Origin of the sequence: Chryseobacterium sp. Leaf180 (assembly GCF_001424585.1) — a bacterium.
Lineage (GTDB): Bacteria > Bacteroidota > Bacteroidia > Flavobacteriales > Weeksellaceae > Chryseobacterium.
The window spans coordinates 304,868-327,982 of record NZ_LMPJ01000009.1 but is presented as its reverse complement, the minus strand read 5'-3'; the positions used below and the strand labels follow the sequence as shown (position 1 = coordinate 327,982).

Sequence of the window (23,115 nt, the reverse complement as noted above, 5' to 3'; positions counted from 1 at the left end):
AATATAAAAGTCTGAAAAACTCCACAGTGATCGATGGAGTTTCTTGTTTTAAATATTTCGTGAAATAAGACTTTATATAAAAACGGGCGGGAAAAATCGAAGATTTTTTCCGCCCGAAACCCAAAGTAGGTAAACTATGAAAATACTACTTTGGTTCTAAAATACTGATCGGAATAATACATTCTTCCAGTGAAATTCCGCCGTGCTGATACGTCTCTTTGTAATAATTGACAAAGTGATTGTAGTTTTTCGGATAGGCTAAAAAGATATTATTCTTAGCGAAAATATATTTAGAGCTTAAATTACCTTTAGGCAAGAAGATCTTTTCCGGATTGGTCACCGCCCAAACATCTTTGTCGTCGTAGGTCAGACTTTTCCCGGTTTTGTAACGGATGTTCGTTGAGGTTTCACGGTCGCCAACCACGCGGCTTGGTTTTTTCACGTAAACGGTTCCATGGTCTGTAGTGATTACTAATTTATAACCGTGCTCTGCCGCAAGTTTAATGATTTTAATAATCGATGAATTTTCAAACCAGTTAGCCGTCAGCGATCTGAACGTTTTATCATCACGAATAAGCTGATCAACAATGTGATTGTCTGTTTTAGCGTGAGATAAAATGTCAATAAAATTGTAAACAATCACCAACAGATCATTGTTTTTGTGCTGATTAAAATCTTCATAAATCTTTCTTTCAAAATCAGCATTCAGCACTTTCAAATACTTCATCGATTTCGAATTGAGTCCGATTCTTTTCATCTGATCTTCCAGGAAATCGCGCTCATATTCATTTTTATTTCCGTCCTCATTATCATTAAACCATTTATCCGGAAATCTTTTCTCAATTTCTGATGGCAACATTCCCGCGAAGAAAGAATTTCTCGCATACTGTGTTGCCGTTGGTAAAATACTGTAATAATAATCTTCTGAAACTTTGTTGTAATATTTTGTAAACTGTGGCTCAATTACTTTCCACTGATCGTAACGTAAGTTGTCAACCATCAGCAGTAAAACCTTGTCTTTTTCCACTTCAGGTTTTACTTTTTCACGGAAAAGCGTGTGGCTCATCAAAGGTTTGTCGTGTCCGTGAAGCCAATCTTCATAATTATTTTCGATAAATTTCGCAAACTGAATATTCGCTTCTTCCTTCTGCGATTGCAGGAGATCAGAAAACTCATTGTCTGCAACTTTATCAAACTTCAGTTCCCAGTTCACGATCTTCTTGTAGTATTCTGCCCAATCCTGATACGTTTTAAGGTAAGAAAGTTCCATCGAAAGATTTCTAAACTCCTGCTGATACTGCAAAATCGTTTTCTGCTCCACAAGATCTTCCTGCTGAAGATTTTTCTTTAATGAAAGCAGAATCTGATTCGGATTTACCGGTTTCAGGATGTAATCCGCGATCTGAGAACCGATCGCTTCTTCCATTATGTGCTCTTCCTCGCTCTTCGTTACCATTACGATTTTCAGCGAACTGTCTTTATCTTTAATCATCGGTATTGCTTCCAGACCGGAAATTCCAGGCATGTTTTCATCGATAAGCGTGAGAGCAAATTTTTCAGAATCCATCAGATCGAGCGCATCATTCACATTATTTACAGGCGTCACCTGGTAGCCTTTCTTTTCTAAAAATACGATATGAGGCTTAAGTAAATCTATTTCATCATCGATCCATAATATTTTTTCGGACATAAATACTTTTATTTTTTCTGCAGTTTTAATATCAAAACTGTATCCAAAAATACGCCTTGCAAAGCCAAATTTTCCATCGAAACCGTTAAATGTTAGTTAAATGAATTCTCAGCATAATTCACTTTTTGCATCTTGGTACAACACTCGCTTTCACAGTGGGAATTCTTTAGTCTAAACATGTTTAAGCTCAAATTTTAGATTGAAAAGCTTTATTTTTGTAATTACAGTTCCTATTTCTATGCAGAATAAACTCAAAATCATCAACGATCCGGTACATGGATTTATCAAAATTCCCCATGCGATTTTGTTTGATGTGATAGAACATCCTTATTTTCAGCGTTTACGCAGAATTTCTCAGACCGGACTTCTCAATCTGATTTTCCCTGGAGCAACACACACGCGTTTTCATCACGCTTTGGGTGCGATGCATCTGATGTTTACCGCACTTGAAACTTTAAAGCATAAAGGTGTTCAGATTTCTGAAGGGGAAGAGAAAAGTGCGATGCTTGCTATTTTACTTCACGATATAGGGCACGGACCGTTTTCTCACGCGTTAGAAAATATGCTGATGGATGACTGGCATCACGAAAAACTTTCGTTATTGCTGATGAGCCGCATCAATGCTGAATTTGATGGCGAATTGGAAATGGCAATGGAAATGTTTCAGGGGAAATATCACCGCGGTTTTTTTAATCAGCTGATCACTTCACAGCTCGATGTCGACCGTCTTGATTATCTGAAAAGAGACAGCTTCTTCACTGGTGTTGCCGAAGGAAATGTAAATACGCAGCGCATTATTTCGATGATGAATGTCTGCGAAGATGAACTGGTAATTGATGCTAAAGGCGTTTATTCAATCGAAAATTTTCTTACAGCGCGAATGTTTATGTACTGGCAGGTATATTATCACAAAACATCGGCACTGGCAGAGTTTCTTTTGGTTAAAATTTTAGAACGTGCAAAGCAACTTGTTTCTTCCGGAACTGATCTTCCCGCAGGCGAAAATCTCCAGTATTTTCTGTATCGGGAGAAAAGTGCAGCAACCGAGGAAGATGTTTTCCGGTTTACACAAATGGATGATAACGATATTATTCAGGCGATGAAACTTTGGCAGAGCGCGGAAGATCCTGTGCTGTCATATTGGTGTCAGTGCGTGATCAGACGTCAGTTACCGAAAACGATTATCAGTTCGCAGCCTTTTACGGAAGAATTTATCCAGGGAAAAATAAAGGAAGTGAATGAAAAACTGGGTATTCATCACGCGGTAGATTTGGTGTATCAGATTAAAAGAAGTCTTTTGCCTTACGATACGCAGAAACAGCCGATCAATCTTTTGCAGAAAAGCGGAAGCGTTTTACGCTTAGACGAGTCGGAAGATCAGCTTTTATCGGGATTAATTGCTCATAAAACGACACGCTATATTTTGACATATCCGAGGATTTAGATTCACATTAAATTCATGTTCCGTTAAAAAAGTCATTACTGAAACTAAAAAATGTTTGCAAATAAGAGATTTTATTATCTTTGCAGGATATGGAATTTACAGCTTCGCAAATTGCAAGTTTTATAGACGGTAAAATAATAGGTGACGAAAATGCACTGATAACGGGAGTTTCGCCCATAGAGAGCGGCGAAAACGGTCATCTTTCATTTATAGCTCAAGAAAGATTCATGCCATATCTGCAGGAATCTAGATGTGCTGTCATCATTGTTTCAGAAAAACTGCTAGCCGATCAATATTACGCTCCCACAGTAATCGCTGTAAAAGACGCGTATCTTTCTTTTCAGGTTCTGATGAATCTATACCAGGAAATGCAGGGTAGAAAAGAGGGCATAGAAAGCGGTTCTTCCATTCACAATTCTGCGAAACTGGGCGAAAATATTTACATAGGCGCTTTCACGTACATTTCAGAAAAAGCAAAAATTGGCGACGGCTCGCAGATTTATCCGCATGTTTACATTGGTAAAGGTGTAAAAATCGGTAAAAACTGTAAAATTGACAGTGGTGCAAGAATTTATGATTACTGCATCGTAGGCGACAACTGTATCGTTCATTCAAATACAGTAATTGGTGGTGATGGTTTTGGTTTTCAGCCGACTTCTGAGGGTTTTAAAAAAATTCCGCAGCTGGGAAATGTCATTATTGAAGATGATGTTGAAATTGGCTCCAACTGCAGCATCGACCGCGCTACAATCGGCTCAACCGTTATCGGTAAAGGAACCAAGATAGACAATCTTATCCAGATTGCTCACAATGTAAAAATCGGACAAAATAATGTAATCGCCTCTCAGACAGGTATTGCAGGCTCTACAACGATCGGCGACTGGAATCAGATTGGCGGTCAGGTAGGCATTGTCGGTCATATAAAAATAGGAGATCAGGTAAAAATTCAGGCACAGAGCGGCGTTATCGCAAACGTAAACAGCAAGGATACGATCTACGGCTCGCCCGCAATACATTATAACGACTATCTCAGAAGTTATGTGCATTTCCGGAAATTACCTTCTCTAGCAAAACGAATTAATAATCTTGAAAACAACTCAAAAGATTTGACTAATGAGTGATAAACAAAAAACGCTTCAGGAAGAAATCACACTTTCCGGAATCGGTCTTCACACAGGTAAAGAAGTAAAACTTACCATGAAACCCGCAAAAGAAAACACTGGTTTTGTTTTTGTGAGAACCGATCTTGAGGGTCATCCTCAGGTAGAAGCCGATGTAAACTATGTGATTGCAACCGAGCGTGGTACTACATTAGAAAAACTGGGTGTAAAAATCAATACCTGTGAGCACCTTCTGGCAGCTTTGGTGGGTTGCGATATCGACAATGCTTATCTTGAAATGGATGCTTCTGAGCCGCCAATTTTAGACGGTTCATCCAAATTCTTTGTAGATGCGATTGAAAAAGCGGGTATCACAGAGCAAAATGCCAACCGCGAATATCTTGTGGTAAAAGAAGTGCTTACGTACACAGATTCTGTAACAGGTTCAGAAATTACCGTCATTCCTTCTGATACCTACGAGGTAACTACGATGGTGGATTTTGGGACTAAAGTTTTAGGAACTCAAAATGCAACGATGAAGCATATCAGCGAGTTTAAAGACGAGATTTCTTCTGCCAGAACTTTCAGTTTCCTGCACGAACTTGAGATGCTTTTAGATCATGGTCTTATAAAAGGTGGCGACATTTCTAATGCTATTGTTTACGTGGATAAAGATTTAACGCCAGAAACCACCGAAAAACTAAAAAAAGCTTTTGGAAAAGATCATGTATCAATCAGACCCAACGGTATTTTAGATAATCTTACATTAAATTATCCAAACGAAGCGGCGAGACACAAATTACTGGATGTAATTGGCGATCTTGCACTGTGCGGAGTTAAAATTAAAGGTAAAATCATTGCCAATAAACCTGGCCATTACGTAAATACTCAGTTTGCCAAAAAACTGAACAGACAGTGGAAATTACAGAAAAAGAAAAACGTACCCGATTTTGATTTGACAAAAGAACCGGTTTTCGACATCAACGGAATTATGAAACTGATGCCGCACCGACCGCCGTTTCTGTTGATTGATAAAATTCTCGAGCTTTCAGATTCTCACGTGGTAGGATTGAAAAACGTGACGATGAACGAACCGTTTTTCGTAGGACATTTCCCGAAAGAACCGGTAATGCCGGGCGTTCTTCAGGTTGAAGCTTTGGCACAGACCGGCGGAATTTTGGTTCTGGCCAGCGTTCCGGATCCTGAAAATTATTCTACTTATTTTATTAAAATTGATAAAGTAAAGTTTAAAAGAAAGGTGGTTCCTGGCGATACGATGATTTTTAAAATCGAACTGATGGAGCCGATCCGCAGAGGAATTGTTCACATGCAGGGCTACGGCTATGTAGGCGATACCGTGGCAGTGGAAGCCGAACTGATGGCTCAGGTTGCAAAAAATAAAGTCGAATAGATGGTTCACCAACTGGCAGCCGTAGACAAACGCGCAAAAATCAGTAAAAACGTAACGGTAGAGCCGTTCACGGTCATTGCAGGCGATGTAGAAATCGGTGAAGGATCGTGGATTGGGTCGAATGTCACGATTATGGATGGCGCAAGAATCGGCAAAAACTGCAGGATTTTTCCGGGAACGGTAATTTCTGCGATTCCGCAGGATTTGAAATTCGACGGAGAAGACACGCAAACCATCATCGGCGACGAAACAACGATCAGAGAATGCGTCACCGTGAACCGCGGTACCAAAGCGCTGGGTTTTACAAAAATCGGGAACAACTGCCTCATCATGGCAACCACGCACATTGCGCACGACTGTGTAATCGGTGATCATGTGATTATCGTAAACGGCTGTGGCATTGCCGGTCACGTAGAAATTGGAGATTTTACAGTAATGGGCGGTCTGAGTGCCGTTCACCAGTTTGGTAAAATCGGAAAACACGTGATGATTTCCGGTGGAACTTTGGTGAGAAAAGATATTCCGCCATATGTAAAAGTAGCGCGTGAGCCGATGTCTTATGCAGGAATTAATTCTGTTGGATTACGCCGCAGAGGCTTCAGCAACGAAAAGATTTTTGAAATTCAGAAAATCTACCGCTATATTTTTCAGATGAAAATGAATGTTTCGCAGGCCGTTTCGCATATCGAAAAAGAAATGCTTCCGACTGCTGAGCGCGACGAAATTCTTCAGTTCATTCAAAATTCGCCACGCGGAATCGTAAAAGGTTACGGAACCGGAAAAGAATAATAAATAATGAAAAAAGTATTTTTCCTTCTGATTCTTGTTATATCCAATTTCTCTCTGTGTCAAAAGCAAAGGCTTACTGACGTTGGATTTTACTATGGCTTTTCCGAATATCAGAAAGACAGTTTAGCGAAGCCAAACGTATATGCAGATATAAAAAACCAAAACGACAGTTATATCAAGATTTCAGACTTCAGATTCGTAGATTCTAATAAAAAGGCCAAGATGGAAAATAGTGCATGGCTAATGAAACTTCAGGACAAACTCTATTTTAATATGCTTTATGCATCGCATATTTATTCTTTCGATACGTACGCAAAAGTCAATTTGGTTGGAAAGAAATATTTCTTGATTTATTTAGATGAACAGAAAGATAAAAAAGCAATTGGAGCTACAAATCCTTATGGTGGTAGCCTGATAGGTTTAGCGATTTATGCTGATTTAAAATCAAGAGTAACTTGGAAAGATAAAAAAGGTAAATCTTATACTGTGCTTTTGATAGACGTTGAAAATAAAGATAATGTCGGTGATAAGAGAGATGTAAGCTTCGGTCGGATTTTGGATACAAAATTGATCCTGAAAATATCAAATGATAGTCCTGAGGTGATTTCAAAGTTAAAAAATAATAATTTTTATCTTGAAAATGTAATAGATTTGGTTAATGAGGTAAATATTAAATGAAGTAAATCAAATAATAATCTATATGGTGAAAGTTTCACTGTTTAATTTTTATCATAACTTCGGTCTACGCTTTTGGGCAGCAGAAAAAAAATCCGCCTTTTTGAAGGAAGATTCTCAGGCGATGCAGAATGCCAATTCGATTTTGGTTTATTCTAAAAAAGAATTTTCGCAAAAAGGTACAGTTTTCCGTCCGGAATTTAGAATTGAAAATAAACGTCTATTAGCAACTCATTAACAACAGCAGTTTCAGCACAATCAACGGCGGGAAGTACTGCGAAAATTTGAGCAATTGGTTTCTGCAGAAGCAAAATTCGATCCGAGCAATAGTCAGGTGAGAAAAATCACAACTATAACGGTTTTTAAATCAAAAAAATAACAATATACTATACTATTTAATGGCAACAAGTAACGATATCAAAAAAGGTCTTTGCATCGAATTCAGCAACGATATTTATAAAGTAATCGAATTTCTACACGTAAAACCGGGTAAAGGGCCGGCTTTCGTACGTACGAAACTTAAATCGGTAACCAACGGAAAAGTAATCGACAATACTTTCTCTGCAGGTCACAAAATCGATGAGGTTAAGGTGATGACCAGAAAATTTCAGTATTTATATGAAGACGATAACGGTTTTCACTTTATGAATAATGAAGATTTTTCTCAGCTTTATCTTAATAAAGAAATGATTGAAAACTCGGATCTGATGAAAGCCGGTGAAGAAGTGACGATCATTCTAAAAGAAGCTGACGAAACGCCACTTTCTGCTGAACTTCCTCAATCTGTGTATCTTGAAGTAACCGAAGCCGATCCGGGCGTAAAAGGAAATACAGCGACCAACGCTTTGAAAAACGCAACCGTAGAAACCGGAGCGCGCATCATGGTTCCTTTGTTCATCGAGCCGGGCGACAAAATCAAAGTGTCTACAGAAGATAAATCTTATCTGGAAAGAGTAAAATAGATTTTCATGAGTATGCAGACATTTCAATGGATCAGAGATCTTACCGCGATATTTTGCATACTGGGCTGGATTTTACTGTACTTTATTGATAAAGAATACACAAAGAAAATCAGAAAAAATTTAGCCATCATCTTTGTAATCTGCATTATTTTGCTTCTTTACAATATCTATTTGGTAGAAATTAATCAATAATTAAAGAATGAACGGCAACTTGCGCGTTCATTCTTTTTTGTAAAAAACTTTTAAAATATGACTTTTCATCAGCCACAAAAACTCAAGACCATTGCTGATCTTATCGGCGCAAAAATGATCGGTGACGAGAATTTTGAAGTATTGGGAACCAACGAGATTCACCGCGTAAAAGCCGGTGAAATCGTTTTTGTAAATCACCCGAAATATTATGATAAGGCTTTAAACTCAGGCGCGACGATTATTTTGATAGATAAAGAAGTCGCCTGTCCGCAGGGAAAAGTTTTGCTGGTTTCGGAAGATCCTTTTGGTGATTTCAATAAAATCAACACGCATTTTACGAGAATTTCAAACTTTACAGAAGAGCTACATGATGTCGAAATCGGCGAAGGAACAAGAATTCATCCTTCTGCGGTACTTGGAAATCATGTAAAAATCGGCAATAACTGCCATATCTTCCCGAATGTCGTGATCGGCGACCGCACGGTAATTGGCGATAATGTAATTATTCAGTCGAATACAGTTTTGGGTGGCGACGCTTTTTATTACAGAAAGCTAAACGGCAATTTTGACCGTTTGATTTCGGTCGGAAATGTAATCGTCGAAAACAATGTGGAAATCGGCAACGCCTGTACCATCGACCGCGGCGTGACAGATTCTACCATTATCGGCGAAGGTTCTGTGCTTGATAACCAAATTCAGATCGGGCACGATACCGTGATCGGAAAAAAATGTCTCATTGCTTCGCAGGTTGGCATTGCGGGCTGCTGCAATATCGGTGATGAAGTAACGATTTGGGGACAGGTTGGGATGGCATCCGGGAACAGTATTGCTTCGGGCTCCGTTATTTTAGGCAAAACCGGCGTCAATCGCAATTTAGAAAAAGGTACCTACATCGGCATGTTCGCCGAAGATTTTAAAACCTATCTGAAAAAGGAAGTGAAACTGAGGAATCTAAAATAATAGTAAAAACCAACTGCAAAACAGTGGGTTTATTTTTTATATTCAAAGTCTGGAGACTTTGCGATGGTGGGGCAATCGAAGCACAAATCTTCAATCTTGCATAAAAGTTGAACCGATGAACGACCGTTGAAATCTGCAGTTTCGCCCCACTATTGCAAAACCCTTGTTAGCGGTAGCCTTATTCTGTCCACCAATATATTTTGTTAATTTTCTCTGTTTCTTTTTCAGTTCTCTGCATTACAATCTCGAAATTTGTTTTTCCGTCAGCTTCATAATCGTAATCTTCTGGGTCAAATAATTGTAGAATAGTTAAATTGTAAAGTCCATTTTCAAGTTTTATAATCAAGTCAGAATTGTGTTTCGCAGGAATTTTTGTGTCTTCAAATTGCGCAGACATTGTTAAGTCATCATAATTTGTCAAATAAAGTTTTTCGTCCGTCACGGTAATGGTTGATGTAAATTCACGAAAAGCTTTTTTATTGTCAGGTTTATCTACAAAAGAAACTGTCCAATTACTTTGATTTCCTGTCGCCCAAAAAATAATATTCTTATTGTTCATTTCATCAATAAAGTGTTGCATAAGTTGATTTAGTTGCCAATCTTCGTCAACAAATGATTTGTAAGTGTCTGAATTTACGATTGCTAAAAATCCAGAATCGTCAGATATTTTTAGTTTTTTAGTTGTCTTGAATAGTGAAAACATTTATTTTAATTTTTTTCAGTTAGTGTTTCGTTTCTGTGTTTGTACGGTTTTTCAAACGTTACCGCTAACGTTTTGGCGCTTGGCGATGGTGGGGCAATCGAAGCACAAATTTTCAATTTTGCACAAAAGTTCAATCGAAGAACAACCCCTGAACTTTTGCAGATCTTGTCCCGACCTTTCGGGATTTACCCACTTTTGCAAAACCGTTGTTAGCCGTGGTTTTTTTATTTTATTCTTAAATGGTTGGATTCAGTTTTTATTTTAGAATATTCAGTGAAATCTGTTTCTAATACTGTATTTACTTTATATTCAATTTCTTTCAAATCCAATATTCTTTCAGCATAATTAATTTCGATTTGTGTTTTTTTCCAGAAAGGATAAAGTATTATACTTGAAGTTCCAATAATTACAGAGTTGGAAATTGAATACTCAATTTCAACTGATGTTTTAAAAATTTTGTTTCCTTTAATGTAATTAGTTGTCTTAATTCTGTTCGTCAATAAAGCAAATACTTGAAATATTCCGTCATTTAAATTATTAAATTCTTCACTGAAATGTGTATGATTAAAACCGTACCCCACAACTAATTCTCCAAAAGTATTCGAAATCCAAAAGTTTGAATTTTTAATCTCCAAATATTCAGTTTCATCTTCGTCTCTTGAATATTTTATTTTTTCTCCTAATTTTTCGATTAGAAAATCTTTAATTTCATGAAATTTCTTTTGGTTGCGGCTCATTTTGTTAAATTGCGGCTAACGGTTTGGGTATTGCCGAAGGCGGGGATTTTTAGCACTAAATTTCATTAGATACACAAAGCTTGAATTTTGCACTTCACTCTCATAGAAGCACGCCCTCCCCGCTTTTGCAAAACGGCTGTTAGGTGCTGCTGTTCGGTCCATATTTTGTGATAAAATCTTGTCCATTATCGTAGTCGGCAGGATTAATGTATGAAATAACTCCAATGTCTGAATTCAAAAGACTTTTAAGTTTTTCGAAATACTTACTTTCCGTTTCTTCAGTCCCGTCAATAGTCAGACTCATAATCAGTTTGTCGTCCGCTGTAATTATAGCACCAACCATAATTTTGTCAGGATTGTCGTAGTTTTTATTCCAATGGAATGTCTGGTCTAGTCCGGTATTTTCTATGAAATAATTTATCATCTCATCTTCTTTTTTAAATACATAGTTCTCATCATCAAGTCGAGAAGCATAGTCTAAATTTAATTTTTCGTATTCAGGAATAAAAGTATTCAAAACAAGGTCTATTGTGTTTCGTGATTTTTTTCCTGCATATACTTGACAAATTATGTCTCGAATTATTTCCATCGGTTTGGTCTTTACAGTAGCACCTAACGTTTCGGGGCTTTGCGTTCGGGCGGGAAATCGAAGCAAAAAAGCTGATATTATTATTAAAGTTCAATTGAAAAACTGCTGTTGAGTTTTGCACGTCAGCCCGCCTGACGCAAAACCCTTGTTAGCGGTAGTAGTTCTATTCCTTAAAGCTTTTTCCGCCCACATAAAGGTCAAAATTTATTGATAGTTTTAAGTCGTTCATTCTTCTTATATCGTCTGTGTCAATGTTGTGTCCACCAATCATTCCATTTGCGTTATGAATGTCCATAGCAACCTGAATATAACCTTCTGCTTTTTCAGCAAGTTTTTTTATTCCTTCTTTATCTTGTTCTAAAAAGTTAAGTAGTTTTTTTAGTTTGTCTTCAAACTCATCCGGTTCAGGATTAGGTAGAATTTTAAAACTGCTAAACGAATGATTTGATTTTCCATTTGGTCTCAAGTCTCCTTTGTTCCAAAATTCAGTTGGTGTCAAATGTGTCATTGCTTTTATGTCGTCCAAAGTTAAAGTTTCCGATGTCGCCCTAAAGTAAACTCTGTGATATGCTTCTGTTCCAACTCCAGTTATTTCATTTTTCTTTGTGTCAATATAAACTGCAAAATAAAATCTTTCGTCAAGCACTGGTAAGTATGCTATAATCATTTCGTCCTTACTGTCACGGTCAATACGGTCAACTTTTAATATGTTGTCGGCATAGATTGGACTATGAATTTCAAGGTACTGTTCTGTCACTCCAAGTGTCTTTTCCTTGAATTCCTTTTCTATAAGTTCTATGGCTTGTTGGTCGGTCATACTATTACTGCTAACATATATATTGACGCAATATAAACCCATTTCTCCAAAACCCAAAATTATTCAGTCAAATAACTGTTTATAAGCATTTTACGTTTTTTAATCATCTTGCGCATTGCAGATAGCTATTACGGAAAATCTGAGCGCAACTATTCTAAATACGTAGAATCAGAATGTCTATAATAATCAGTATTTTTTAGGAAAACATAAAAAATTCAGAGAACGAATCAGGCAATTTTAAGGATTATCCAGATTCCTGATTTTAAAGCAAAGGTTGGCAGAAGATTGCTGTAAATAAATATTTTTATATCTGTAAGGAAAATTTTTAAAATGATATATTATCATTAAAATGATTTAATAAAGATGAAAAATATTCCATACAGGTATTAATGACATCAAAATAATTTTTACATTTGATTCAAATAAAACGCAATACGTTATGAATACCAAACAGTCCAACAAACTTAATATGGCAAAAACGCTCAAGCAGTTTTTCGCCGTAGAACAAACAAAATACGCAGGAAATACACCGCTTACCGCGCGGGTGACAGAGCTGAATTCGATCATCACCAACATCGATGCACTCGCAGATCTTCAGACCACCGATACCACCGCAGATACTGGCCTGAAAACCAATGCCCGAAATCTGATGATCAGCCTTACGGTTGCCTATGCCAATACCGCCGCCGATTATTTTGATGACAAAGACAGCCCGCTCGCCAAACAGCTTACCGCCAGCAAATCAAAAATCAAAAGGCTGAGTGGGGTAGAATCTAAAATTTACTGCCAGAAGCTGTATAATTTAGTGGATGAACATAAAACAGCTCTCAAACCCGATTACATCACCACTGCCGAACTTCAGGACTGGAAGGAAGCGATTGATAATTTTGATGACAAGGCATACGATGCCGGCGTAAATATCGACGCCGCTGAAAATGCCACCGGCGATCTCGAAGACGAATTTGCAAAACTCGCCACCTGCCTCAGTAAGATCGACCGCCTGATGAAAAAATATGACATTCTCAATCCGTCATTCTACGGCAATTATAAAATCTCCCGCAAAACTTCAGATCTGGGATCGCGCCACCAAAAAGAACCGCAGCCCAAACCGTAAGTCTCAAAACAAGCTCAGTCGAAAGACCGGGCTTTTTTTTCTGATTTGAATTTTAAATTTTAACGTTACGTAATTTTCTGTGATGTACAAATCGTATTGCGAGCCATACAGTTGGCTTTGCGAGGCATACAGTTGGTTTTGCGAGGCGTACATTTGGATTTGCGAAACGTACAGATGACTTTGTGAGGCGTACAGATAACTTTGCGGGGCATACAGATGACTTTGCGAGACATACAGTTGAATTTGCGAAGCTTCTAGTTGATTTTGCGAAGCTTCCAGATGGATTTGCGAGGCTTCCAGTTGGTTTTGCGAAGCTTCCAGATGGTTTTGCTAGGCATACAGATGACTTTGCAATATATAAAGATATTTTTCTGTTATGACCAGAACAGAATCCCGAAACAGCATCGGTAAATTTTACCAGGCAAGATTATTTTTGTCTGATGCCGGCACTCAGACGTTTTCTGGCAGCGGTATTTTTCAGTTTTCATAAAGAGTAGTAAGATTAGTAGCCATGTTTCACCTGTAATCTGAGAAAAATAAGTAAATTTGTGAGCATTAATAATCAGTCGAAATAAATTAAAACAACAATAAAATGTCAATTTTAGTAAACAAAGATTCTAAAGTAATTGTACAGGGTTTTACCGGTAACGAAGGTACTTTCCACGCAGGTCAGATGATCGAATACGGAACCAACGTAGTAGGTGGTGTGACACCTGGTAAAGGTGGAAGCGAGCATTTGGGCAAGCCGGTTTTCAATACTGTGGCAGACGCAGTGGCAAAAGCGGGAGCTAATGTGAGTATTATTTTTGTACCGCCGGCATTTGCAGCCGATGCGATCATGGAAGCTGCTGAAGCAGGCATCAAAGTAATCGTTTGTATCACAGAAGGTATTCCGGTGGCAGATATGGTGAAGGTGAAAGCATATCTTGCTGAGAAAGACTCTCGTCTGATTGGTCCAAACTGTCCGGGAATCATTACTTCAGATGAAGCTAAAATTGGTATTATGCCAGGTTTCGTTTTCAAAAAAGGAAAAGTAGGCATCGTTTCAAAATCGGGTACGCTTACGTATGAAGCAGCAGATCAGGTGGTGAAAGCAGGTTTCGGCGTTTCTACAGCCATCGGAATCGGTGGTGACCCAATTATCGGAACCACAACTAAAGAAGCTTTGGAATTATTCATCAACGATCCTGAAACAGAAGCAGTGGTAATGATCGGAGAAATCGGTGGCGGTCTTGAAGCGGAAGCGGCAAGATGGTACAAAGCAAGCGGTTCTACGAAGCCTGTGGTAGGTTTCATCGCTGGCCAGACGGCTCCTAAAGGAAGAACGATGGGTCACGCAGGTGCGATTGTAGGTGGAGATGAAGATACCGCTCAGGCAAAAATGGAAATCATGAGAGAAAACGGTATCACAGTAGTAGATTCTCCTGCGGATATCGGTGCTACGGTAGCGAAAGTTTTAGGCTAAAATATACACAGATATGAAAAAACTTTTATTGCTCTCTGCGGTTACCTGCTCATTGCTGTCTACTGCTCAGATCAATCTGCGCGCGACAAGATTTGGGGTAACGGCCGGTGCCAATTATTCCCGCGTACGGAATGCTCACAATCCTTCGGGAGCGAGATTTGCATTTCAGGGTGGTGCTTTGGCACTAATTCCTCTCGGTGGTGCAAACCAGTTTTTCCTTCAGCCTGAAGTTACCTATTATGGCGCCGGAGAATCAGGAAGAAATAAAGATTCGAAAGGCATGAAAGGCTACGACGCAGTGTATGCCAATAACTACATCAGCGTTCCTGTTTATTTTAAAGGTTATTTTTCTGAAGCCGAATCTGAATTTTACGGATTGATCGGGCCGAGATTTAATTTCTTGCTAGACCAAAAAGTCACCAACGAATCCCGCGAAATCTACCGTTTAGATCAGCAGGGCAAAGCAGCATCTTTTAATTTTGCGGTAGGTTTAGGAATCGGTTACAGCTATAAGAGACAACTCGAAGTGGCGCTGAAGTACGATCTTGGTTTATCCAATACGTATCCTACGCTTGACGAATCCCGTTTAGATCCCAATTCTTCAAAGAAGAAATCTGAGCAGGTTTTAAGCGTAACCTTGAGCTATATTTTTAATTAAAGAGCTTTCTTTTAAATAATAAACTCCCGAACCTTCACAGTTCGGGAGTTTTATTTTGAATTAAATGTAAATCTTAATTCCAAATCTCAACGGGATTATTGAAGTAAGCATTCTTTTTACCTGTTTTTTCTCTGACCATAAAACATTAATGATACGATGGAAAAAAAGAACATGGAAAATTTTCATCAGCTTCTGATCCATTTCCAAAGTTCTTTCAGCGTTGCTTTATTTCCGTACATCAGAATTCCGACACGGTAGATTTTCCCGGCTATGAAGATCATTAAAATGGTTGTTATCAGAAGCAGAAAGATAGAAAGCGCAATCTGCCACGCAGGAACGCCGTACGGAATTCTCGCAATCATCGCAACCGGCGACGTAAAAGGGATTATCGAAAGCCAGAAACCAAGCGGCCCATCCGGATTATTCATCATCGAAAAACTGCCGTACATTCCCAATGTAAGCGGAAGAATGGCAAATAAAGTAAACTGTTGCGTTTCCGTTTCGTTATCCACCGCTGAGCCGATGGCTGCGTAAATCGAACTGTAAAATAAATATCCCAGGATAAAAAACACGATGAAAACGAAGATGATCAGAAAATAATTCAGCTCTAATAAATTGTGGGAAACCTGCGTTACCATTTGAAGAATGTCAAAACTTCCGGTACTTCCACCTGCCAGATTTTGTTGAATTGATGAAAATCCGGTATTAAAAATAAGTGCTCCGGCAACCGACATTCCGATCCAGATCACAAACTGCGTTAAGGCTACGAGCGTTACACCGAATATTTTTCCCATCATCAGTTCAAAAGGTTTCACCGAAGAAATAATGATTTCTACCACGCGGTTATTTTTTTCCTCGAGCACGCTTCTCATCACACGTACGCCGTAGATGATGATAAACATAAACGTTACGTACATCAAAACCATGCTCAGAATCGTTTTGATACCGAAAGATAAATCAGATTCTTCCTGGTCGTTTTCTGAAATATTGATGGTTTTCAGCGCAAAACTTTTATCAAGATCATTGAGCGCAGCTTCCGCCAGACCGAGTTTTTTTATTTTTTCTTTTCTGATGACATTGCTGATATCGCCGGTGATGCGCTGTTTCGTATCAAAGCCGAGTTTGGTGTTGATCATTAGCTGGGTATTTTTCTCAAGATCGTCGTAGTTTGTTCCTGAAATTTCCGGAAGAATCAAAATTCCGTCTACAGTTTCGCTTTTCTTCAGGCTCTTCACCTTTTTCTTTTCGTCGGCCTGTGGAATAAAAACGTATTCTAATTTATCATCAGACTTAAGCTGATTTTTAAAAATTCCGCTGTAATCCACCACTTCAATTACGTTGTGTGCTTGATTTGCTTTAAACATTAAACCGATCACTGCGCCAAAAGCCACAATCATCAGCGGCGCCAAAAGTGTAAGCACGATAAACGATTTCTTTTTTACCTGCGTAAGAAATTCTCTCCTCGTAATTAAAAATATATTTTTCATGATTTTTTAAATGTGATTTCCTACCGCGTTGATAAACACCTCATTCATGCTCGGGATTTTTTCGTCAAAAGAACGCACTTTGCCGACAGAGATAAGATCTGTAATAATCTCATTCTGATTGCTCGTATGAAAAAGATCAAACGAAACGAGATTGTTTGCCGTAACCGGATTGAAGATTTCGTATTTGCTTTTGAAGAGGTCAAATTTAGCTTCGTCAACCTCAGAAAGCGTCACGCCGAAAATATTTTTCTTGTACTGCTCGCGCACATCGAAAACGCGCCCGTCGATAATTTTCTTTGCGTTATCAATAAGCGCTACATAATCGCACATTTGCTCAACACTTTCCATGCGGTGTGTGGAAAGGATAATGGTGGTTCCGTTTTCCTTTAATTCAAGAATCTGATCTTTAATTAAATTGGCATTCACAGGATCAAAACCCGAAAAAGGCTCATCTAGAATAAGAAGCGAAGGCTTATGAAGTACCGTCACCACAAACTGAATTTTCTGCGCCATCCCTTTAGAAAGTTCAGACAGTTTTTTCTTCCACCACTGATCGATATGCAGTTTCTCAAACCAGATTTTGGCTTCCGCCAGCGCATCGCTGCGCTTCATTCCTTTCAGTTCGGCAAAATAAAGAATCTGGTCGCCGACGTTCATGTTTTTATACAGTCCGCGCTCTTCCGGCATATAACCGATGTCGCGGATGTGATCCGGATTCAGTTTTTCACCTTTAATTAAAATCTCGCCGCGGTCTGCCTGCGTGATCTGATTAATGATGCGGATGAAAGATGTTTTTCCGGCGCCGTTTGGCCCTAAAAGTCCGTAAATACTGCCCGTAGGAACATTGATGCTGAAATCGTCGAGCGCAGTTTTTTTGCCTGCATTGTAGGTTTTGGTAATATTGGAAGCCTGTAGCATAAAGCGTTTCGGTAAAGTTTAATTGAATCTGAAAGTTACGGAAATATTAAAACGGAAGGGTATGAAAATAAAAAATCCTGATGATTATCAGGATTTAAATTTATTGTTTCACAATCTGTGTGACTTTCTGTGTATTGTCGCTGAGGATGTAGCGGATGAGATATTTGCCGGGTTTTAAACGGTCGATATTTATTTCCGCTTTATTCGCGTTGATCGAATAACTCGCTACCTGATTTCCAAGAATAGAATAAAACGTTACATTTTTTACTTTTAAGAGAGCGTCTTTGGTTTTAAAAACGATTACGTCCTTCGCAGGATTAGGATAAGCCATCAAAACACCATCGTCAGATTTTTGAGCGATAGATGCAGGTTCTCTCGTCTGCGCACTGAAATTTCCGGAAAAACCGAAAAATGTTACTAAAAAGAAAGATAAAAGTAAAAATTTTTTCATCAGCGTGTATTTGTCGCAATTATTACTCACAAAACTAATCATTATCCTTTTCATCTGCAATAGTTTTTGTATAAGTTATATTAAATTTGCAGTAAATATTTCAAAAAGCATTCCAAATAATGATATACAGCAGAAACAGAAGGTTGCGCACCGGCGCATCGATCAGAAGTTTAGTACAGGAAAACAGTCTTTCGGTAAACGATTTTGTGATGCCGGTTTTCGTGATGGAAGGCGAAAACAGACAGGAAGCAATATCTTCCATGCCTGGAATTTTCCGCAGGAGCATCGATCTCACGGTAAAAGAATGCCGCGAACTTTTTACTTTAGGCGTAAAAGCCGTGAATCTTTACATGAAAGTGTCTGAGGAACTGAAAGATAACACCGGAAAAGAAGCTTGGAACAGCAACGGACTTATGCAGAATACCATCCGGGCTATAAAAGATGCCGTTCCGGAAATGGTGATCATGCCGGATGTCGCATTGGACCCTTATTCGATATACGGCCACGACGGAATTATAGAAAACGGGAAAATTGCAAATGATAAAACCAATGAAGCGCTGGCAAAAATGTCGGTTTCTTTGGCAGAAGCGGGTGCTGACATTGTGGCGCCGAGTGACATGATGGATGGCAGAGTTTTGGCGATCCGCGAGGCTTTAGAAGAAAATGGTTTTCATGATGTGGGAATCTTGAGCTACGGAGCCAAATATGCGAGTTCGTTTTACGGGCCTTTCAGAAGTGCTTTAGACAGCGCACCGAAGGAGAACGCAGATATTCCGAAGGATAAAAAAACCTATCAGATGGATTTTCATAACTCGCGCGAAGCTTTGAATGAAGTTTTTAAAGATGTAGAAGAGGGCGCAGATATTATCATGATAAAACCAGGTTTGCCATATCTCGACATTGTTGCCAAAGTGCGCGAAGCGATCGATTTGCCAATTGCTGTCTTCAACGTGAGCGGCGAATACGCTATGCTGAAAGCCGCTGCACAGAACGGATGGCTGGATAATGATAGGGCAATCATTGAGAGTCTTACCTGCTTCAAACGCGCAGGCGCTGATATGATTTTCACATACGCGGCGAAAGAAGCCGCCATGATTTTAGGACGTTAAAACAAATCTGCAGGAACTCAGCCTGCAGATTTTTTTTATTTTAAATCGAAATCTTTTCCTTTTGTAAATTTTGCCGCAAACGGGGCTTGGTTTCCGCTGTATTTCAACACAAGATGTTTCTGGGTTTGCGTATCAACTTTCGTATCTACATCTACATTGGCGGTATCGAAATGAACATCGAGTGCAGTTCCGGCATCTTTTTCAAGAATAATTTCTACCGTTTCTGCATAGAAAAGGGAAGTGCTCAAATAATTAAACTTGATGTTTCTGCGGAATGTTTTTGATTCGTCGTCGGTGAAAGCCGAGAACCGTTTCAGAATCTCAATTCCCGGTGCATCGATGTTGGTGATTCTTGATTTCGTCACGTTATTTACGCGGATGGTGAAATTTTTTGCGCTGTTGATATTTCCGTTGATGGCGATATTAAAAAGTGAAGGCAGCGAAAAACCGAATTCGGTAAGATTCTCTTTCGAAAACTCAAAATCGGGGACGTTAGCCGGAAATTTCGGGACTTCCTGAATCTGCTTTTTCACCTTCCCGATTTCCTCGCCGGAGAAAAGGTAGCCGATCAGATTATTGTTGGTGGTTCGCCAGTTTCTGCCGTTCCATTCAAAAATTTCGCAGAGCAGCGTGTCGGTAGACGAGTGCGGCAGCAGATCCATATCCTGCCATTTAAAAACGTCTTTGGCCAATGGGCGGCGGTTGGTGTCAAGGTTTAAACCTAAATCAAGCGCCATTAATTCGGTCAGTTGCTGGTTGTTTTTCATGCCTGTTTTTTTATTAAAGTTAAGATTTAAACCAATCTGTTTTAAATTTTTCAAAGAATATTTTCGGGAAATTGGCCAGCATTAGCTAAGATTAATTTTTAATGAATTTAAAATTAATTCTGAACTAGCACAGTTCATTTTCACTCAAGAAATTACGCTTATCTTCGTTCTGCCGGTAATTACCGATCCCATTTTCTTATATTTGTTCATTATTCAAAATATGGACGCAACACAGGACAAAAGGCTTTTTCTAATAGACGCTTATGCGATGATTTACAGAGGATTTCATGCGATGGCCAAAAACCAGAGATATACCGCTTCAGGTATGGAAACGACAGCGATTTTTGGTTTTATGAATTCAATGATTGAGCTGATCAGAAAAGAAAAACCTACTCATCTAGCCGTAGTTTTTGATGTAGGAGAGGCGAGTATCCGTACCAATGATTATGCGGATTACAAAGCCAACCGGAGCGATACGCCCGAAGCGATTACGTTTGCGATCCCGTATATTCACAGGATTCTGGAAGCGATGCATGTTCCGAGTTTGGGTATTGCAGGATACGAAGCTGATGATGTGATTGGGACTATTGCCTGTAAAGCCGAAAAGCAGAATTACACGAGTTTTATCGTAAGCGGAGACAAAGATTTTGCACAGTTGGTGACCGATAAAATCAAACTGTACCGTCCGGGTTTCAGAGGTGGCGAAGTCACTATTATGGGTGTAGAGGAGGTGAAAGCGAGATATGGCGTCGAAGATCCGAAACAGGTGATTGACTATCTGGCGATGATGGGCGATGCGTCTGATAATATTCCAGGTTTGCAGGGCGTGGGTGAAAAAACCGCGATGAAATTTCTGCAGGAATTCGGAAACATCGAAAATCTTCTGGCCAATACCGATAAGCTGAAAGGCAAGCTGAAAGAAAAAGTGGAAGCTTCTGCCGAGCGCGGGATATTATCTAAAAAGCTCGCGACCATTATCTGTGATGCGCCGGTAGAATTTCATGAAGAGCAGTACGATCTGGAAAATCCCGATTTTGAAAAAGTAAAAGAAATTTTCGACGAAATAGAATTCAGAAGGCTTTACGACAATCTTTACCGTGCCTTCGCGCCGGCACAAATGGTTTCGGAAACGGCGACAACTGCAAAAGCTGCTGGAGAATCAATGCAGTCACCGCAGCAAAAAGTCGCTGCCAGCGTGGGTCAGCTTGATCTTTTTGCGAGTTATGAACAACTTGAGCAGACCAATTCTACGCGCGAGACGATAGAAAGTGCCGACCATCTGTACCAGTTTGTCGACAATCCAAAGGCTCAATATATTTTGGTTCAGAATTTACTGAAGCAACGTGCGGTTTGTTTTGATACCGAAACTACATCGTTAAATGAAATGGAAGCTGAACTTGTAGGCATGAGTTTCAGCTACAAAAAAGGTCTGGCGTATTACGTTCCGCTTTCCGAAGATAAAGGTGAAGTGCTTCAGACGCTTGAAATTTTCAGGCCGTTTTTTGAAAAAGAAGATCTTTTAAAAATTGCCCATAATCTGAAATATGATTATAAAGTTCTGCAGCAATATAATATCACGGTGAAAGGAGCGATGTTTGACACGATGATCGCGCATTATCTTCTGAATCCTGACGGCCGTCACGGTATGGATTATCTTTCTGAAATGTATCTTGGTTACAAACCGGTTTCCATTGAAACCATTATCGGAAAAAAAGGGAAAAACCAGGGGAGTTTCCGTGATGCAGATCTGCGTACCCAAACCGATTACGCTGCTGAAGATGCGGATGTGACTTTCCAGCTTTACGAGCTTTTTGCACCTCAGCTTAAAAAAGAAAATCTCGAAGGTCTTTTCTTTAAAATTGAAATGCCTTTAATGGAAGTTTTAGCGAAAATGGAACTGGCAGGAGTTTCTTTGGATGAAAAATGGCTCGCGCAGGAAAGCATTGATCTTGAAAATGACCTCCGCAAACTTGAAGCTAAAATATTTGAAATTTCGGGAGAAGAATTTAATATGAATTCGCCAAGACAGCTGGGCGAAGTCTTGTTTGAAAAAATGCAGCTCGACCCGAAAGCCAAAAAGACAAAAACCGGACAGTACGCGACTTCTGAAGATATTCTGCAGAAACTTTCTACTAAACATGAGATTATCCAGCATATATTAGAATATCGAACCTATCAGAAATTAAAATCGACGTATGTTGACGCGCTGCCCTCGCAGATCGATAAAGATGACAACCGTGTTCATACCAATTTCTCGCAGACAACGGCTGCGACAGGCCGTCTCGCAAGTGTGAACCCAAATTTGCAGAACATTCCGATCCGTACATTGAGGGGTCAGCAGATTCGTGGTGCGTTTGTTTCAGGCGAAGGAAAAAAGATTATTTCTGCCGATTATTCTCAGATCGAACTACGTTTGATTGCTGAGATTTCGGGGGAAGATAATATGATTAAAGCGTTTCAGGATGGTGAAGATATCCACGCTTCTACAGCTGCGAAATTATTTAATATCCCGTTGGAAGAAGTTTCAAAAACGCAGCGCGGACAGGCAAAAACGGTCAACTTTGGAATTTTATATGGTCAGGGAGCTTTTGCTTTAGCGGAACAGACGGGTTTATCAAGATCTGAGGCGAAGCAGATGATTGAAGCTTATTATGAAACATATCCAAAATTAAAAGCGTACATGGCTTCACAGGTGGAAAGAGCCCGTGAAATGGGTTATGTAGAAACGATCTTAGGAAGAAAACGCCATTTAAAAGATATCAGTTCGGGAAATTTTGTGGTGCGTGCGCATGCCGAAAGAAACGCTGTGAATGCACCGATCCAGGGAAGTGCTGCCGATGTTGTAAAAGCGGCCATGATAAAAATCGACAAAGAACTGCAGGCGCAAAATCTGCAGACCAAAATGCTGCTTCAGGTGCATGACGAATTGTTGTTTGAATCGCCAGCATATGAAGTGGAAACCGCGATGGCATTAATTAAAAAAGAAATGGAAACCGCGATTGAAACGCAGGTTCCGCTACTTGTGGAAGTGGGTGTGGGAAATAACTGGCTGGAAGCGCATTAAATTCAAACTTCTA

23 protein-coding genes are annotated in these 23,115 nt (G+C 39.4%); 14 read left to right on the top strand and 9 right to left on the bottom strand.

Features of this window, described 5'->3' with window-relative positions; all coding sequences use genetic code 11:
- Nucleotides 1–145: 145 nt before the first annotated feature.
- The gene (locus ASG01_RS10585) at nt 146–1,690 is read right to left on the bottom strand and encodes a bifunctional response regulator/alkaline phosphatase family protein (RefSeq protein WP_055863472.1); all 1,545 of its coding nucleotides are present in this window, start codon (nt 1,688–1,690) and stop codon (nt 146–148) included.
- A gap of 238 nt (nt 1,691–1,928) precedes the next feature.
- Between ASG01_RS10585 and ASG01_RS10580 the strand changes: the two genes are divergently transcribed.
- The 9 genes from ASG01_RS10580 (at nt 1,929) to ASG01_RS10540 (ending at nt 9,223) form a co-directional block, all read left to right on the top strand.
- Nucleotides 1,929–3,134, top strand: a complete 1,206-nt coding sequence (locus tag ASG01_RS10580) for an HD domain-containing protein (RefSeq protein WP_055863470.1) — start codon at nt 1,929–1,931, stop codon at nt 3,132–3,134.
- Nucleotides 3,135–3,223: 89 nt separating this feature from the next.
- Entirely contained in the window at nt 3,224–4,255 is a 1,032-nt protein-coding gene (gene lpxD, locus ASG01_RS10575) for a UDP-3-O-(3-hydroxymyristoyl)glucosamine N-acyltransferase (RefSeq protein WP_055863468.1), read from the top strand.
- Nucleotides 4,248–5,645: a bifunctional UDP-3-O-[3-hydroxymyristoyl] N-acetylglucosamine deacetylase/3-hydroxyacyl-ACP dehydratase gene (locus tag ASG01_RS10570; RefSeq protein ID WP_055863466.1), complete on the top strand. Its 1,398-nt coding sequence runs from the start codon at nt 4,248–4,250 to the stop codon at nt 5,643–5,645. Before lpxD ends, ASG01_RS10570 begins: the two co-directional genes overlap by 8 nt.
- Nucleotides 5,646–6,434, top strand: coding sequence for an acyl-ACP--UDP-N-acetylglucosamine O-acyltransferase (gene lpxA / locus ASG01_RS10565; protein ID WP_055863463.1), 789 nt, complete (start codon nt 5,646–5,648; stop codon nt 6,432–6,434). It begins immediately after the preceding gene.
- A 6-nt stretch (nt 6,435–6,440) separates the two neighbouring features.
- The gene (locus ASG01_RS10560; protein ID WP_055863461.1) at nt 6,441–7,112 is read left to right on the top strand and encodes a hypothetical protein; all 672 of its coding nucleotides are present in this window, start codon (nt 6,441–6,443) and stop codon (nt 7,110–7,112) included.
- A 22-nt stretch (nt 7,113–7,134) separates the two neighbouring features.
- A complete protein-coding gene (locus ASG01_RS10555) occupies nt 7,135–7,347 on the top strand; it encodes a hypothetical protein (RefSeq protein WP_055863459.1) in 213 nt (70 codons plus the stop codon).
- A gap of 160 nt (nt 7,348–7,507) precedes the next feature.
- The gene (gene efp, locus ASG01_RS10550) at nt 7,508–8,071 is read left to right on the top strand and encodes an elongation factor P (RefSeq protein ID WP_055863457.1); all 564 of its coding nucleotides are present in this window, start codon (nt 7,508–7,510) and stop codon (nt 8,069–8,071) included.
- Nucleotides 8,072–8,077: 6 nt separating this feature from the next.
- Entirely contained in the window at nt 8,078–8,263 is a 186-nt protein-coding gene (locus ASG01_RS10545) for a hypothetical protein (protein WP_131725364.1), read from the top strand.
- A gap of 57 nt (nt 8,264–8,320) precedes the next feature.
- Entirely contained in the window at nt 8,321–9,223 is a 903-nt protein-coding gene (locus tag ASG01_RS10540) for an LpxD N-terminal domain-containing protein (protein ID WP_055863453.1), read from the top strand.
- Between the two features lie 178 nt (nt 9,224–9,401).
- Here ASG01_RS10540 and ASG01_RS10535 read toward each other — a convergent pair whose 3' ends face one another.
- The 4 genes from ASG01_RS10535 to ASG01_RS10520 form a co-directional block, all read right to left on the bottom strand.
- Nucleotides 9,402–9,926, bottom strand: coding sequence for a hypothetical protein (locus ASG01_RS10535; protein ID WP_131725363.1), 525 nt, complete (start codon nt 9,924–9,926; stop codon nt 9,402–9,404).
- A gap of 224 nt (nt 9,927–10,150) precedes the next feature.
- Nucleotides 10,151–10,663 carry a hypothetical protein gene (locus ASG01_RS10530; RefSeq protein ID WP_055863449.1) on the bottom strand — a complete coding sequence of 171 codons (513 nt, stop codon included), beginning with the start codon at nt 10,661–10,663 and terminating at the stop codon, nt 10,151–10,153.
- 139 nt (nt 10,664–10,802) lie between these two features.
- On the bottom strand, nt 10,803–11,180 hold the full coding sequence (locus ASG01_RS10525) for a hypothetical protein (RefSeq protein ID WP_131725362.1): 378 nt from the start codon (nt 11,178–11,180) through the stop codon (nt 10,803–10,805).
- Nucleotides 11,181–11,415: 235 nt separating this feature from the next.
- Nucleotides 11,416–12,069 (bottom strand): DUF4279 domain-containing protein, encoded by a 654-nt coding sequence (locus ASG01_RS10520; RefSeq protein ID WP_157844196.1) that lies wholly within the window; start codon nt 12,067–12,069, stop codon nt 11,416–11,418.
- 439 nt (nt 12,070–12,508) lie between these two features.
- Between ASG01_RS10520 and ASG01_RS10515 the strand changes: the two genes are divergently transcribed.
- The 3 genes from ASG01_RS10515 to ASG01_RS10500 all read left to right on the top strand — a co-directional run bounded on the left by ASG01_RS10515 (nt 12,509) and on the right by ASG01_RS10500 (nt 15,306).
- Entirely contained in the window at nt 12,509–13,183 is a 675-nt protein-coding gene (locus ASG01_RS10515) for a hypothetical protein (RefSeq protein WP_055863443.1), read from the top strand.
- Between the two features lie 592 nt (nt 13,184–13,775).
- Nucleotides 13,776–14,648 (top strand): succinate--CoA ligase subunit alpha, encoded by an 873-nt coding sequence (gene sucD, locus ASG01_RS10505; RefSeq protein WP_055863439.1) that lies wholly within the window; start codon nt 13,776–13,778, stop codon nt 14,646–14,648.
- A gap of 13 nt (nt 14,649–14,661) precedes the next feature.
- Nucleotides 14,662–15,306, top strand: a complete 645-nt coding sequence (locus ASG01_RS10500) for a porin family protein (RefSeq protein WP_055863437.1) — start codon at nt 14,662–14,664, stop codon at nt 15,304–15,306.
- Between the two features lie 185 nt (nt 15,307–15,491).
- On the opposite strand, the gene ASG01_RS10495 is transcribed toward ASG01_RS10500, so the two are convergent.
- The 3 genes from ASG01_RS10495 to ASG01_RS10485 all read right to left on the bottom strand — a co-directional run bounded on the left by ASG01_RS10495 (nt 15,492) and on the right by ASG01_RS10485 (nt 18,162).
- The gene (locus tag ASG01_RS10495; protein WP_055863435.1) at nt 15,492–16,793 is read right to left on the bottom strand and encodes an ABC transporter permease; all 1,302 of its coding nucleotides are present in this window, start codon (nt 16,791–16,793) and stop codon (nt 15,492–15,494) included.
- A gap of 6 nt (nt 16,794–16,799) precedes the next feature.
- Nucleotides 16,800–17,711 carry an ABC transporter ATP-binding protein gene (locus ASG01_RS10490; protein WP_055863434.1) on the bottom strand — a complete coding sequence of 304 codons (912 nt, stop codon included), beginning with the start codon at nt 17,709–17,711 and terminating at the stop codon, nt 16,800–16,802.
- A 100-nt stretch (nt 17,712–17,811) separates the two neighbouring features.
- Complete coding sequence (locus tag ASG01_RS10485; protein ID WP_055863432.1) at nt 17,812–18,162, bottom strand: T9SS type A sorting domain-containing protein; 351 nt, start codon at nt 18,160–18,162, stop codon at nt 17,812–17,814.
- 119 nt (nt 18,163–18,281) lie between these two features.
- Here ASG01_RS10485 and hemB point away from each other — a divergent pair, with 119 nt between their 5' ends.
- Nucleotides 18,282–19,271 (top strand): porphobilinogen synthase, encoded by a 990-nt coding sequence (hemB, locus tag ASG01_RS10480; RefSeq protein WP_055863430.1) that lies wholly within the window; start codon nt 18,282–18,284, stop codon nt 19,269–19,271.
- 35 nt (nt 19,272–19,306) lie between these two features.
- Here the strand turns inward: hemB and ASG01_RS10475 are convergent, their stop codons facing one another.
- A complete protein-coding gene (locus ASG01_RS10475) occupies nt 19,307–20,038 on the bottom strand; it encodes a hypothetical protein (protein WP_055863614.1) in 732 nt (243 codons plus the stop codon).
- A 220-nt stretch (nt 20,039–20,258) separates the two neighbouring features.
- On the opposite strand from ASG01_RS10475, the gene polA reads away from it, so the two are divergent.
- Nucleotides 20,259–23,102 carry a DNA polymerase I gene (polA, locus tag ASG01_RS10470; protein WP_055863428.1) on the top strand — a complete coding sequence of 948 codons (2,844 nt, stop codon included), beginning with the start codon at nt 20,259–20,261 and terminating at the stop codon, nt 23,100–23,102.
- Nucleotides 23,103–23,115 lie beyond the last annotated feature (13 nt).

Bases quoted from the DNA above. Each gene is read 5' to 3' on its own strand.
- ASG01_RS10585 (WP_055863472.1), bottom strand. From the start codon at position 1,690: ATGTCCGAAAAAATATTATGGATCGATGATGAAATAGATTTACTTAAG.
- ASG01_RS10580 (WP_055863470.1), top strand. From the start codon at position 1,929: ATGCAGAATAAACTCAAAATCATCAACGATCCGGTACATGGATTTATC.
- lpxD (WP_055863468.1), top strand. From the start codon at position 3,224: ATGGAATTTACAGCTTCGCAAATTGCAAGTTTTATAGACGGTAAAATA.
- ASG01_RS10570 (WP_055863466.1), top strand. From the start codon at position 4,248: ATGAGTGATAAACAAAAAACGCTTCAGGAAGAAATCACACTTTCCGGA.
- lpxA (WP_055863463.1), top strand. From the start codon at position 5,646: ATGGTTCACCAACTGGCAGCCGTAGACAAACGCGCAAAAATCAGTAAA.
- ASG01_RS10560 (WP_055863461.1), top strand. From the start codon at position 6,441: ATGAAAAAAGTATTTTTCCTTCTGATTCTTGTTATATCCAATTTCTCT.
- ASG01_RS10555 (WP_055863459.1), top strand. From the start codon at position 7,135: ATGGTGAAAGTTTCACTGTTTAATTTTTATCATAACTTCGGTCTACGC.
- efp (WP_055863457.1), top strand. From the start codon at position 7,508: ATGGCAACAAGTAACGATATCAAAAAAGGTCTTTGCATCGAATTCAGC.
- ASG01_RS10545 (WP_131725364.1), top strand. From the start codon at position 8,078: ATGAGTATGCAGACATTTCAATGGATCAGAGATCTTACCGCGATATTT.
- ASG01_RS10540 (WP_055863453.1), top strand. From the start codon at position 8,321: ATGACTTTTCATCAGCCACAAAAACTCAAGACCATTGCTGATCTTATC.
- ASG01_RS10535 (WP_131725363.1), bottom strand. From the start codon at position 9,926: ATGTTTTCACTATTCAAGACAACTAAAAAACTAAAAATATCTGACGAT.
- ASG01_RS10530 (WP_055863449.1), bottom strand. From the start codon at position 10,663: ATGAGCCGCAACCAAAAGAAATTTCATGAAATTAAAGATTTTCTAATC.
- ASG01_RS10520 (WP_157844196.1), bottom strand. From the start codon at position 12,069: ATGACCGACCAACAAGCCATAGAACTTATAGAAAAGGAATTCAAGGAA.
- ASG01_RS10515 (WP_055863443.1), top strand. From the start codon at position 12,509: ATGAATACCAAACAGTCCAACAAACTTAATATGGCAAAAACGCTCAAG.
- sucD (WP_055863439.1), top strand. From the start codon at position 13,776: ATGTCAATTTTAGTAAACAAAGATTCTAAAGTAATTGTACAGGGTTTT.
- ASG01_RS10500 (WP_055863437.1), top strand. From the start codon at position 14,662: ATGAAAAAACTTTTATTGCTCTCTGCGGTTACCTGCTCATTGCTGTCT.
- ASG01_RS10495 (WP_055863435.1), bottom strand. From the start codon at position 16,793: ATGAAAAATATATTTTTAATTACGAGGAGAGAATTTCTTACGCAGGTA.
- ASG01_RS10490 (WP_055863434.1), bottom strand. From the start codon at position 17,711: ATGCTACAGGCTTCCAATATTACCAAAACCTACAATGCAGGCAAAAAA.
- ASG01_RS10485 (WP_055863432.1), bottom strand. From the start codon at position 18,162: ATGAAAAAATTTTTACTTTTATCTTTCTTTTTAGTAACATTTTTCGGT.
- hemB (WP_055863430.1), top strand. From the start codon at position 18,282: ATGATATACAGCAGAAACAGAAGGTTGCGCACCGGCGCATCGATCAGA.
- ASG01_RS10475 (WP_055863614.1), bottom strand. From the start codon at position 20,038: ATGAAAAACAACCAGCAACTGACCGAATTAATGGCGCTTGATTTAGGT.
- polA (WP_055863428.1), top strand. From the start codon at position 20,259: ATGGACGCAACACAGGACAAAAGGCTTTTTCTAATAGACGCTTATGCG.